This is a genomic window from Calditrichota bacterium (assembly GCA_014359355.1).
Taxonomy (GTDB): Bacteria; Zhuqueibacterota; Zhuqueibacteria; order JANLFK01; family Oleimicrobiaceae; genus Oleimicrobium.
On record JACIZP010000053.1, the window covers coordinates 22,752 to 35,335 of the forward strand.

Genomic DNA, 12,584 nt, shown 5'->3' on the forward strand with positions numbered 1-12,584 from the left:
GCACGCCTCCCCTGTTTGTCTCATTCGGTCCGCTTGATGATTACCAGCGTGGCGTCGTCCTCCCACGGTGCCCGGGCACCGAACTCAAACACCTGCTCAAAGACGACCTTCAAGATCTGCTCTGCCCTCATAGCTCGTTGCTCGCGCACCAGCTGCTTCAGCCGGGGGAGGCCGAACTGTTCTCCGTCGCAGCTCACCCGCTCAATGATGCCATCGCTGTACAGCACTAGCACCGAGCCCTTTTCGAGATAGGCGTAGGCACGATTGACATGCAACTGCGGCACGAAGCCGAGAGGCACCCCGGTGGCAGGGAGGTCGCGGATCTCGCCGTCGCCCACGATGAAGGGCGCAGGGTGGCCAGCGTTGACGTAGAAGAAATGCCCGTCCCATTCCACCTCGCCGATAAAGAGCGAGACAAAAGTCGTCGGGTAGGCCGCGGCCTGCATGACCTGATTGAGCTTCTCCACGGTGTGGGCAATGCGCATCTCCTTGGCCAAGCCCATGCGCAAGCCGACCACCACGTCGCGGGTGAGGAGGGCAGCTACCAGCCCGTGGCCACTGGCATCGCCCACAGCCACGCCAAAGCTATCTTCGTCAAATTGGAAAAAGTCGTAAAAGTCACCTCCCACCAATTCTGCCGGTCTGGAGCAGCCGGCGATCTCGTAGCCTTGCACACGGGGGACGTCCTTCGGAAGGAGGGTTTGCTGAATCTGTGCAGCCTGCTGCAGTTCTGTGTTCATGGTTTCCGCAAACAAGCGGTAGTTGAGGGCGGTGCGCACCGAATTGAGGAAGAGAAGCACTTCCTCACGTACCCAGCCGCTGCGCAGGTCAAAGATGAACAGCCACCGCCGCTCAGTGCTGTGCACGTAGATGCCCGCAGGGATGATGTACTGTCCGCCGCCCGGCCCGACTTCGAAGTGCTGGGCCAGCGTCGGGTCATCAAAAATGAAGCTGCCGTTCGTCAGGATGCGGCGCACCGCCTCGTCATCGGCCGGAAGGCGAGGAGCCACCTGCCGGCCGAGCGCGGCGCGATAGGACTTGACCAACACAAACTCGTTACCACGCAGCTCGTACAGGTGGCTTGCGGAAAACTGCAACGCCTCGCCGAAACGTTCGGTGAGCTCCCCCAGAATCTGGGCCAGGAAGTTCTGCCCTCGCTTGCCGATGCGAATCTTGCCGAGGATGGCGTCTAACTCGCGGTAGAAAGTCTTGGGTTCGGCCATTGCTCAATGCTCCGCTCTTCTGTTGCGCTGCACGCCGCTTTCCGCCGTCGCAGCTGTTTGTGTCCTTCTACGACGCCGGCAGCCCGGCCGTTCCGCCCGCCAAGGCGTACCCAGTTCGTGGTCGCTTGGCTGCTCAGGCCTTGTCATCCGCAATGAGCGCCTTCCATTCGGTGACCTCGTAGCCCAGACGGCGGGCAAATTCACGGCACACCCGCTCCTCGATCGCCGCGACCTTGGCCGGTTCAGTCGAGTCCAAGGCAATGAGCCCGCCGGCGAAGGTGTCGTGCCCCCCTGCGTTGCGAGGATCCGGCACCAGCGCCTTGATCAGCTTGTCTGCGCGGGCGCGTGGCGAGGAGGCACGCACCGACAGCACAAGGTTACCGCCAAACCGGCCGGTGCACAGCGCCCAGCTCACGCGCGCACAGCGGAGCAGCATATCTGCCATCTCGGCGACCACGTCCGGCCCAGGCACCTCCCCTATGTTGGCCGTGAGGACGTGGCGAAAGATGCGAGCGCGCGCTAAGGTGCGTGCCAATACGGCAAAGTAGGCGCGCGGCAGCTTTGGGTGAATGATGCGCGCCAGTTTGCGGGCACTGGACAGCGGCAGGACCGCATAGTAGGCGCGCACGTCCCGAGGCGAAGCCTCGCGGCCCAGATCCTGCGTCTCCGAGCGAATCGCATAGCTCAATCCGGTGGCAAGATCGGCAGTCAGCGGCAGACCCGCCGCCTGGATAAGCTCCAACAACAGAGTGGCAGTGGCCCCTACCTCGCGGTCGATGAGGGCAACCTGGGCCTGCAATCGCCGCTGGCGGGCATGGTGGTCAATGACCAGGTGGCAGGTCACGTGGGCGGGCAGTTGCACGTTGCCGGCTCCCGGCTGCGCGTCGACCACCGCCACTCGGTCAAAGCGGTGCGCCCGGCGCGCCCCACCCTTCCTGAGGCGAATGTGCAGTTCCCGCACTAACGCCTGGTTCTCAGCTCGCCAGACGAAGCCTTCGTAGGAAAGCGTGGCCCGCAGACCATACCGCCGCTCAGCCAAGTAGCGCAGTGCCATGCCGCTTGCCAGCGCGTCGGGGTCCGGGTTGTTGTGCGTCAGGATGAGCAGCGTCCTCTGTCCGGTGAAGAGACTATCCAGTTCGGTCAGCGCTCCCTGTGCCATCTCCTGAGCCATATACGCTCTCTGCTCCCCGGGCCGATTCTCCAGAACATTCCCCCGCGATCATCAGGCAAAGAGGCTTCTACAGAAAATACGCCTTCTGGACGTATTGCAGAACCATGCGCTGGGTGTTGAAAAACGAGCCGTTCAAGGCAATGGCGTGCGCCATCACCTCCTGAAAGTCTTTGCGCTTCTTGTAGAACAGAGGCATCACCACCTTTTCCAGCTTGTCGTACAATGCGGCAGCGTCGGCGTCTGGATTGTTCGGCACGCTGGTATCCAGGACGGGGCAGCCGATGGCCCACCCAGTCTTCCCCTCAATACACCCCTCGATCCACCAGCCGTCCAGAATGCTCAGCGACGGCACACCGTTGACGGCAGCCTTCATGCCGCTGGTGCCAGATGCCTCCAAGGGCGGAATGGGCGTGTTGAGCCACACATCCACGCCGGCCACCATGAGCTTGGCAAGCTCGATCTCATAGTTGGGCAGGTAAGCGATGCGAATGGCGTCCTTGAGCTCTTCCTTTGCCCGAAAGATGCGCATGATGAGCTGCTTGCCCTCTTCATCGCGCGGGTGAGCCTTGCCGGCGAAGATGATTTGCAGTGGGCCAGCCTTCGCGGCGATCTGCCGTAGACGGGCCGTGTCGCGGAAGATGAGGTCAGCCCGCTTGTAAGCCGTAGCCCTGCGGGCGAAACCCAAGGTAAAGGCTTCGTAGGTCATGCCTGCGCCAGTCTCTTCGTTCACCCGGTCGATGAGCCGCCGCTTGATGGCCATGTGCGCCTCCCAAATGCGCGCCCGCGGGATGCTGAGCGCATAGCGAAGGCTGAAGCTATCGTCCCGCCAGCCAGGGATGTAGGCGTCGAAGAGCTCCTGAAACGGTGCAGAGGCCCACATGGCCACATCCACCCCGTTGGTGATGGAGTCGATGCTGTATTGGGCGAACATGTGGCGAGAGACCTCCTGGTGCCGCTTGGCCACGCCATTGATGTAGTGGCTGAGGTTCAATGCCAAGAAGGTCATGTTCAGCACGCCCTCGTGCGAGTAGAGCTCTGGGAAGCGCATAGTCTCATGCGCGCCCAGCACGCGCTGCACCAGGCCAAGGTCGAACTTGTCGTGGCCAGCCGGAACCGGCGTGTGCGTGGTAAACACGCATAGGCGCCGCACGGCATCGATGTCTTCCTCATCGGGACGGTCCTTGCCCTGTTGGCGCATGCGGTCAGCCAGCAGTTCCAAGGTCAGGAGTGCAGCGTGCCCCTCGTTCATGTGGTAGCGGATGACGTGCTGGTGGCCCAGGGCGCGCAAGATGCGCACCCCAGCGATCCCCAGCACCGCCTCCTGGCACAGCCGATAGTACGCATCGCCACCATAGAGATAGTGGGTCAGCGTGCGATCCCAGTCGCTGTTCTCCGGCAGGTCCGTGTCCAAGAAGTAGACCGGCACGCCAAAGCCACTGGCGCCACAGACCACATACTTCCAAGCGCGCACATACACCGTCCGCCCCTCGATGGTGAGGGGAACGCGCGCCTTGGTCTCCACTAAGTGGCTCTCCACATCCCACACCACGGGTCGTTCCACCTGGCGGCCCTGGTCATCCAACTCCTGCCGGAAGTAGCCTTTGCGGTGGAGAAGGGTGACCGCCACCAGAGGTACGCGCATGGCCGCTGCGGAGCGAATGGTATCGCCCGCCAGTACGCCCAAGCCGCCGCTGTAAGTGGGGATCTCCTGCTCCAGACCGACTTCCATTGAAAAGTACGCGACGACTTCCTTTGCCATGGTTCTCCCTGTGTTGATGGTCCCGTGTAGCTATGAGCAGCACGCGTTGTGCTCGTTGACCCATCGCCACTTCGTCAAGAGCGACACCGCGCTTCTGAGCGCCCTCAAAATACAACAAACGGCGGAGCTTTGCAAGGAGAATTCTCCGCGCTCCGCCGTCAGCCCTCGCCCTGATGCTGCCGTGTCTACTTGCGGCGCGGGCGATAGATGTGGGTGCTCAGGCCATAGAACACCTCGGCCGCCTCCATGATCGTCTCCGAAAGCGTTGGATGTGGGTGGATGGACTTGGCAAGATCCGCTGCCGAGGCGCCCATTTCCATGGCAACCACGCCCTCGGCAATGAGCTCGCCCGCCTCAGGGCCTACCAACCCCATGCCGAGCACCTTTTCCGTGGCTGGATCGATGAGGAGCTTGGTCAGACCATCGCTCCTCCCCATGGTGAGCGCGCGTCCCGATGCGGCCCAGGGGAACTTGGCCACCTGCACGGGGCGCTGCGTCGCGGCCGCTTGCGCCTCGGTGAGGCCACAGTAGGCGATCTCTGGATCAATGTACACCACTGCGGGGATGGCGCGCGGGTCAAAGCTGACGTCCCCCCCGGCGATGACTTCGGCGGCCACGCGCCCCTCGTGCGAGGCCTTGTGCGCCAACATCGGACCGCCAACCAGGTCGCCTATGGCAAAGAGCGACGGCTCAGCCGTGCGCCGCTGCTGGTCGACCACCAAAAAGCCACCCTTATCCACCTGGACCTTCGTGTTCTCCAGGCCAAGCCCCTCGGAGTTCGGCTTTCTGCCCACGGCGACCAGCACCGCCTCGTACGTGACCTCCGCCTGCGGCGCGCTGTTCCCCTCGAAGGCCACTTCGATGCCAGCCTCCGTCTCGCGCATGCGGGCAACGGTGGTCTGGAGCATGATCGCCTCAAAGAGCTTCTCTGCACTCTTCTTGAAGGCTGCCACAAGGTCCTTGTCCGTGCCCGGCAACAGGTCCGGCATCATCTCCACCACCGATACCCGGCTCCCCAAGGCAGCGTAGACACTTCCCAACTCCAGCCCGATGTAGCCGCCTCCCACTACAAGGAGCGTCTTCGGCAGCCAGCGCAGCTCCAAGGCGGCGGTCGAATCCCATACGCGGGGCGAGTCCAGGCGCAAGGCCGGCACGGTCGCCGAACGCGAACCAGTGGCCAGGATTGCATAGTCGAACGTGAGCTCTTCGCTGCCGCCGGCTACGGTCTTCACCTGCAAACTGTGGGCGCTTTTCAATGTGGCCACCCCCTGCAGGTAGCGGATCTTGCGCTGCCTGGTCAATATGCCGAGGCCGGCGGTCAGCTTCTCCACCACGCCGTCTTTCCAAGCGCGAATCTTGTCGATATCCACCGCAGGTGGTGCAAACTCCACCCCCCACTCTCCTGCCTCCATGGCAAGACGAATGGTCTTGGCCACATGCAGGAGCGCCTTGGAAGGAATGCAGCCCCGGTGCAGGCACACTCCGCCCGGATTGCGCTCAGGGTCGATGAGGGTCACCTGCAGTCCGAGGTCCGCAGCCAAAAAGGCCGCAGCGTAGCCCCCTGGTCCTCCGCCTATAACTGCCACCTGCGTGTGTGTCTCTTGCATCAGCAACCTCCCTCAGTGCACCGTTCAAGCTCCAGATGCCTCTTGGCGACGTGCGCTGCCATCGTGGCGCCCGGTGCTATCTCTTTCCGCTGGCTCTAATCCTCCACGCGTTGCCGAAAATCGTGCTCGGCATCGAAGCCGTTGCCCGAGGCCGATGCCAAACTCGCCCATGTGCACAACGCTGGACAAGGAGATCGTGCATCGCCCCAGGAAGTCCCGGGGAAGAAGACACCCTCCCGAGAGCGCTTAAGGCAAGCCTGCTCTTGGGGCGGGTGCCCCTCACGAGCGCGCGACAGCTTTCAGGTCGAACCCCAGGTCGCGAAACTGCTCTGGCGTTACCGCCAGCCCCCTCCTGAGAATTGCCTCGGTGGCGGCGAATTCCTCTCCCATGCCCATGGTTGCGGCGGCCACCAATCGCCCACCGGCGAAATAGCCGGCCAGAAAGCGCCGCGCGTGCAGGTCACCACGGTACAGCACCTTGTCAAAGCCGTGTCCATAGCCGGCGTATTTGAGACCCACACCATGCTGCCGTGTCCAGAAGAACGGAACCTCTTGGTAGGCCTCGGCGCGTCCCAGCATCGCCCGGGCTGCATGCTGTCCTTGGCGCTGCGCCACTGCCCAATGTTCAACACGAATACGCACGCCGCTGCGGGGGTCAGGAACAGCGGCCACGTCCCCAGCTGCAAAGATGCCTGCGGCCTTCGTCTCCAGTCTGCTGTCCACTGGAATGGCACCCTGTTCCACCAGGCCTGTCCCAGCAAGAAAGTCAGTGGCAGGCACGATGCCGATGCCCACAAGCACCACGTCGACCCTCAGGCGCTGGCCGTCGGAGAGAATCGCCTCTTCTACCGCACCATTGCCGCGCAGCTCCTGCACTGTGCGCCCCAAATGGAAGCGCACGCCGTACTCTTCGTGAAGATCCTGCAAACACCTACCTACTCCGTCACCGAGCACAGGAGCCAAGGGCACAGATTCGGGGGCCACCACTTCCACCTGGAGGCCGCGGCTGCGCAACGCGGAGGCCGCCTCCAGGCCGATGAACCCTGCCCCGACGATGAGCACGCTGCTTGCCTTCTCCACGGCGGCCACTAAGGCGCGGGCATCGCTCAGGGTGCGCAAGGTGAGGACGCCTTTCAGCCCTGCCCCTGGCACAGAAAGAAGGCGAGGCGTTCCCCCAGGGGCCACGAGACACAGATCAAAGGGAAACTTGCCGCCCGGCTCAAGGTGCGCCACTCGCCCCTTCGGGTCGATGGCGGTCACGCGTGTCTTGTTCAGCACCTCGATTCTCTGGTCCCGATAGAACTCCGCGCTGCGCAGCGGCAGCCACTCGGGCTTGGCCTTGCCTGCCAGAAATTCCTTGGACAGATTGGGTCGGTCGTAGGGCAGGTCCTCCTCGGCGGTGACCATGACCACCCGGCCGTCGAACCCCTCGTGCCTGAGGGTCTCGGCGGCTGCTTCGCCTGCGGCGCCAGCGCCGACAATGAGGACGGTTTTCTCCTTGCCCACACGCGCCGACGGCCTGCGAGGAGCAGCACGCTGCACGTACACGTCTTCGCCGTCAATCTCAACTTCGTACGTAGGCAGGTCGTCCAAAGCCGGAGGGGCAACAAGCTGGCCATTTCTGAAGTCAAAGCGAGCGTTGTGCCATGGGCACACTACCTCGTGCCCCACGACAAAGCCCTCCACCAGCGGTGCTCCGTAGTGGGGGCACTTCCCGCTGCAGGCGTGCACCCTGCCGCCCATGCGCACAAGCAGCACTTCGTCGTCACCAACCTTCACCGCGGTGGGTACACCTTCGGCCAGCTCGCTCAGGCGACACACCCGCAACTTGTGCTGCGTCATCAGCTCCTCCACCAAGTTATGCTCTGTCAGAGTTTTCTGACCACTCTCCAGTCACTGCGCACGGCGGGGCTCACGTGTTCTGCTCCCACCCCACGCCGTCAACCCAGGCCCCAATCGAGGACTCCCGAAACAGCACGTCCCTTCCTGCCGAGGGCCCTGAGCTGTCCAGCGCGCAAAGGTGCTGCTCGGTCGCGGTCCGGACCCAGTCGCGGCGAAGCTACTTGCCCGCCGGTGCGTAGAAGCAGGCCTTCGGCGAAGTAACCTTCCCTTCTTTCTTCAGCTCCTTCAGCAGCTTCCCGACTTCGTCCTTGGACAGGCCTGTGGCAGCGACAATGTCCGCCGGCCGCAGGGGTTTGCCCGCCTTCTGCAGCGCCTCGATAACCTTCGCCTTATTGTCTGGCATAGCTCCTCCAGTTCGTTATTCGATGCCGGTCAACGCCTTGATGTACTGCAGTCGCTCGTAGACTTCCGGTCGCTCGCTCTTCTCTTGGCTCAGCAGGCCGCGTACCTCTGCGAGCGTCTTGTAACCGTGCTCGTCCAGCCATTTTGCCACCTGTTCCTCGATCCGCCGGATCTGAGTCAACCCGTTCTTGTAAAGGGTGGAGCAGAGCTGCACGACAGTCGCCCCTGCCAGGATTGCCTTCAGTGCCCCTTTTCCATCGTGGACGCCGGTGGATGCAGCCAGGTCGGCGTTCACTCTGCCGGCCAGGACCGCGATCCACCGCAAGGGGAGGTGGAGCTCATCAGGCGAGCTGAGGCGGTTGCCTGCCACCACGGCGAGCTTTTCCACGTCAATGTCCATCTGGTAGAAACGATTGAAGAGCACCAGGGCTGCGGCCCCTCGTCTGGCCAGCTCCTGTGCCACCTGGGGAATGGAGGTGAAGTACGGACCAATCTTGACCGCCAGCGGCAGGTTCACGTGCTCGCGCACCTGCTCGACGATGGCGTAGACGTGCCGCTCGATATCCGCCGCTGTGCGTCGCACATCCGACGGCATGAGGGCAATGTTCAGCTCCAAGCCGTCCGCGCCCGCCGAGGCGATCTGCCGAGCGTACTCGCGCCACCACCGTCCATCGACACAGTTCAGGCTGGCGATAATGGGGATGGTCACCTTCTTTTTCGCCTGCTCAATGAGCGCCACATACTCCCGCGGGCCCATGGCCATGCCCATCGCTCGCACATACTCGAAGGCCTCGGTGTGGCCGGTCAGCCACGTCTGCGCCTCCAATGCGGTCGTGTCCACATCGATCTGCTCTTCAAACAGGGACTTGAGCACCACGGCGCCTGCTCCGGCATCTGCGCACTTCTGGATGCCATCCACCGTGGCGGTGAGCCGGCAACTAGCCACGATGAAAGGGTTTGCCAGGTCTATCCCCATGTACTTTGTCGACAGATCGGCCATTGACTACCTCCTGAAGCATTCGGTCCAGACGACGCCGCTCGTACGGTGTTCAGGGCTCAATAGGGCCCCTCTTCCGCCGAGGCCTTACCTCGAAACACGCGATAGACGTAGATGGTGTAAGCAACCACGATGGGCATTCCCAACAGGGCGATGACCGTCATCACTTTGAGCGTCAGGAGGCCTGATGAAGCGTTGTAGATGGTCAGGCTCATTTGTGCTGGGTCCGCAGCCCGCACCAAGTTAGGGAAATGAATTGCTCCCACAATTCCCCACAGCCCAAGCAGTGCCACCGACGACAGCCAAAAGGAAGCGTGGTGAAGACCCTTGCGCAGGGCAGGGCCGAGCAGACCCAAGGCGATCAGCACCACTCCGGCGGCAAACCAGGCCAAGGGTCTCGCTGCTGCACCGGGGATGGCGCGCAGGGTCAGCGCTCCGGCAAGGAGAAACAGCGGCAAGAAAGCGATCCGCACCAGCCGTACGGCTTTAATCGCTCTCGCGTGCAGCGCGCCCTCGGTCTTGAGCGCGGCGTAAGTGCCACCCTGCAGCACGAAGGCAGCCAGACCCAGCAGACCAATCACTATCGGCAAAGGGCGCAGCAAGGTGAAGAAGCCGCCTGCGTACTCCCCGGAGCCATCCAGCGGCACCCCAGCCACGAGGTTTCCCAGGGCCACGCCGAAGAGCACTGCGGGAAGCACGCTGCCCGCCACGAACGCGCCCTCCCAGAACTTGGCGCGCCTTTCGTCATGAGCGCGGAACTCTGGTGCCACCGCGCGCAGAATCAGCGCCCACAGCACAAGCATCAATGCCAGGTAGAAGCCGCTGAACACGGTGGCGTAGACCTGCGGGAACGCGGCGAAAAGCGCCCCCCCACCGGTGAGCAGCCATACCTCGTTGCCGTCCCACACCGGAGCAATGCTGCGCAACAGGGTGCGCTTTTCATCTTCCGTTCTCGTCAGGAACGGAAAGAGCGCCCCGATGCCCAAGTCGAAACCATCAAGAATTGAGTAGCCGGCAAACAGCAGGCCGATGAGCCCATACCAGGCCACGCGAAGCACATCAATGGTCGCCATCAGCCACCTCGCCTACTGACCCTGCCGCAGACGAAGCCGGCACCACGCCGCTGGGGCCCTTCCGAATGAGTGCAAGCAGCACGCGCACGAAAACCGCAAAGAGAAGCGCATAGAGCACAGCAAAGATCAGCAGCGTAAAGGCAATCTGGCCGCGTGCCACCACCACTGACGCCGCATCCTCCGTCCTGAGGACACGATAGACCACCCACGGCTGCCTGCCGACTTCCGCGGCGATCCACCCGAACTGATTGGCCAGGTGCGGCAGGGGTACCGCAAAGACCAGGAACCTGAGAAACCACCGCGTCTGATGCACACGTCGCCGAGCCATCAAGATCAGTCCGGCGATAGACAGCCCTACGAAGAGAAAGCCGAGGGCAATCATGACGTGGTAGGACAGGAACGGCAGGAGCACGGGAGGGCGCTCGTCTGCAGGAAAGTCAGCCAAACCGGCGATGCGTGCATCCGCATCGCCATGTACGAGCCAGCTCAGCAAACCGGGAATGCCGACATAGAAGAGGGTCCTCTGCTCCCTGGTAAGCGGCACCCCGAAGAGGGCAAGGGGAGCCTGGGTCTGTCCTTCCCACAAGGCCTCAAACGCGGCCAGTTTTTCCGGCTGGGTGCGCGCCACCTGTACAGAGTGCTGGTGCCCAAGCAACACTTGTGCGAAGGATACTGCGATGAACACCGGCAGTGCCACCCGCAACAGCAGCGCAGCCTCCTGCTGGTCTCGTCCCTTGAGCAAATAGTGCGCCGCGACCCCAGCGACAAACAGGCAACCGGTCACCCACCCCGCAGCCAGGGTGTGCACGTAGCGAATTAGCGTTGACGGGTTAAGTGCAGCAGCCCAAAAGTCGACGAGCACAGCCCTGCCGCCCTCGATAGTGAAACCCGCCGGTGTCTGCATCCAGGAGTTGGCGATGATGATCCACAGACCGGAAAGGTGCGCGCCGAAAAACACCAAGAACGATGCCCACCAGTACATACGACGCGACACGCGCTTCCTGCCAAAGACCAACACCCCGAGGAAAACAGACTCTAAGAAGAAGGCGAACACCCCCTCGGCAGCCAAGGGCGCGCCAAACACATCTCCCACGAAACGGGCATACTGAGACCAGTTAGTGCCGAAGGAGAATTCAAGGGTGATGCCAGTAGCGGTGCCGAGCACGAAGACTAACCCAAGGATGCGCACCAAAAAGGCAGAAGCTCTCCCCGCCACCTGTTGCCCACGCCGCAGATTGATGGTCTCCAGCACCAAAATGGCGAGGGTTAAGCCAAAGGTAAGGGGTGGAAAGAAGAAGTGGAACCCAACGGCTAAGGCAAACTGCAATCGTGCAAGCAGAACGGCAGTCACGCAGGCTCCCTCTCATCAACTGGCGGCAGAGTGAGCACGCCACAAGCTCAACTCTGCCGCCGAGTCCCACATTGTGCCGGTGCCGCCAGGCCTATTCCACTTTCACCTGGACGGCATTGTCCCACACGCCGTGGATGTTGCAGTACTCGAGAGCGATAAGCGTCGCACTCTTTTCCAGCTTCATCGTAAAGGTCACCTTGGGCTCCCCGAAGGTCGGTCCCACGTCAAAGGTGGCGACGTGGACGATGTTGGGACGCCCCTCGATGGCGGCGTACACCTGGATCCACTTAATGTGGTGCTCCATCGTGTTCGGATGGGGCACCTCTTTACCCACCGTCACGGTGACGGCAAAAGACTCGCCGCTCTTCACCTTGGCCGGCAGTTCGATGACCGGCACGTGCTTTTCCTTCCCCTCTTTCTCAGGTGGATTCACATAATCGGCAAAGCGTACCATCACTCACCTCATCTGCTAAGTGAATGCCAACACCTCTCTCATCCTCGCGTCACTGCCGGGAGGCGAGCTCCCGGTCTATCATGAACAATCCGTTGGGGTGATCGCCGATGAATTTCAACTTGCCGAGGATCTCACTCGCGTGCGCTTCTTCCTCAACCTGCTCGGTAATGAACCACTGCAAGAAGACCTGCGTGGCGTGGTCCTTCTCGGCCAGTGCCAGCTCGAAAAGGTCGGTAATCATCTTCGTGACCGCCTTCTCGTGTTCCAGCGTCTTCTCGAACATGGCCAATGGCGAGGCAAAGTCCGCAGGCGGCTTTTCGATGGCCTCTAAGGTCACCTTGGCGCCCTGGTCGAATATGTAGCGGTAGAAGCGCATCGCGTGCGCCATCTCCTCGCGATACTGCGCCTCAAACCAGTGAGCGAACCCCTTCAAACCGATGTGCTCGCTGTATGCTGCCATGGAGAGATACAGGTATGCAGAATACATTTCCCTGTTCACTTGTCGATTGAGAGCCTCTTGCATCTTCTTGCTGATCATACGCAACCTCCTCATGCCCACGCGCTTGCCGCAAGTGGGACTCACCTTTTCGGTTATGCTTTCTCAAACATATCCTTGCCGACCCCGCACATCGGACAGACCCAATCCTCGGGAAGGTCTTCGAAGGGGGTTCCTGGCGCTATGCCACTGTCTGGGTCGCCCTTGGC

At 62.1% G+C, this 12,584-nt stretch carries 12 protein-coding genes; all 12 read right to left on the reverse strand.

Annotated elements, in window-relative coordinates; translation table 11 throughout:
* Positions 1 to 20: 20 nt before the first annotated feature.
* Entirely contained in the window at positions 21 to 1,223 is a 1,203-nt protein-coding gene (locus H5U38_02370) for a PP2C family protein-serine/threonine phosphatase (GenBank protein ID MBC7185856.1), read from the reverse strand.
* Between the two features lie 133 nt (positions 1,224 to 1,356).
* Complete coding sequence (locus H5U38_02375; GenBank protein ID MBC7185857.1) at positions 1,357 to 2,394, reverse strand: DHH family phosphoesterase; 1,038 nt, start codon at positions 2,392 to 2,394, stop codon at positions 1,357 to 1,359.
* Between the two features lie 67 nt (positions 2,395 to 2,461).
* Entirely contained in the window at positions 2,462 to 4,153 is a 1,692-nt protein-coding gene (gene glgP / locus H5U38_02380) for an alpha-glucan family phosphorylase (GenBank protein MBC7185858.1), read from the reverse strand.
* A 185-nt stretch (positions 4,154 to 4,338) separates the two neighbouring features.
* Positions 4,339 to 5,760: a dihydrolipoyl dehydrogenase gene (gene lpdA / locus H5U38_02385; protein MBC7185859.1), complete on the reverse strand. Its 1,422-nt coding sequence runs from the start codon at positions 5,758 to 5,760 to the stop codon at positions 4,339 to 4,341.
* Positions 5,761 to 6,039: 279 nt separating this feature from the next.
* A complete protein-coding gene (locus H5U38_02390; protein ID MBC7185860.1) occupies positions 6,040 to 7,602 on the reverse strand; it encodes an FAD-dependent oxidoreductase in 1,563 nt (520 codons plus the stop codon).
* A gap of 217 nt (positions 7,603 to 7,819) precedes the next feature.
* Positions 7,820 to 8,005, reverse strand: coding sequence for a helix-turn-helix domain-containing protein (locus H5U38_02395; GenBank protein MBC7185861.1), 186 nt, complete (start codon positions 8,003 to 8,005; stop codon positions 7,820 to 7,822).
* Between the two features lie 15 nt (positions 8,006 to 8,020).
* The gene (locus H5U38_02400) at positions 8,021 to 9,004 is read right to left on the reverse strand and encodes a dihydroorotate dehydrogenase-like protein (protein MBC7185862.1); all 984 of its coding nucleotides are present in this window, start codon (positions 9,002 to 9,004) and stop codon (positions 8,021 to 8,023) included.
* Between the two features lie 56 nt (positions 9,005 to 9,060).
* Complete coding sequence (cydB, locus tag H5U38_02405) at positions 9,061 to 10,065, reverse strand: cytochrome d ubiquinol oxidase subunit II (protein ID MBC7185863.1); 1,005 nt, start codon at positions 10,063 to 10,065, stop codon at positions 9,061 to 9,063.
* Complete coding sequence (locus H5U38_02410; GenBank protein ID MBC7185864.1) at positions 10,061 to 11,425, reverse strand: cytochrome ubiquinol oxidase subunit I; 1,365 nt, start codon at positions 11,423 to 11,425, stop codon at positions 10,061 to 10,063. The genes cydB and H5U38_02410 overlap by 5 nt, the downstream gene beginning before the upstream one ends.
* Positions 11,426 to 11,516: 91 nt before the next feature.
* Positions 11,517 to 11,879 (reverse strand): desulfoferrodoxin, encoded by a 363-nt coding sequence (locus H5U38_02415; GenBank protein MBC7185865.1) that lies wholly within the window; start codon positions 11,877 to 11,879, stop codon positions 11,517 to 11,519.
* A gap of 49 nt (positions 11,880 to 11,928) precedes the next feature.
* On the reverse strand, positions 11,929 to 12,417 hold the full coding sequence (locus H5U38_02420) for a ferritin (protein MBC7185866.1): 489 nt from the start codon (positions 12,415 to 12,417) through the stop codon (positions 11,929 to 11,931).
* A 53-nt stretch (positions 12,418 to 12,470) separates the two neighbouring features.
* A partial coding sequence (locus tag H5U38_02425; protein ID MBC7185867.1) for a rubredoxin occupies positions 12,471 to 12,584 on the reverse strand: 114 nt, incomplete at its 5' end.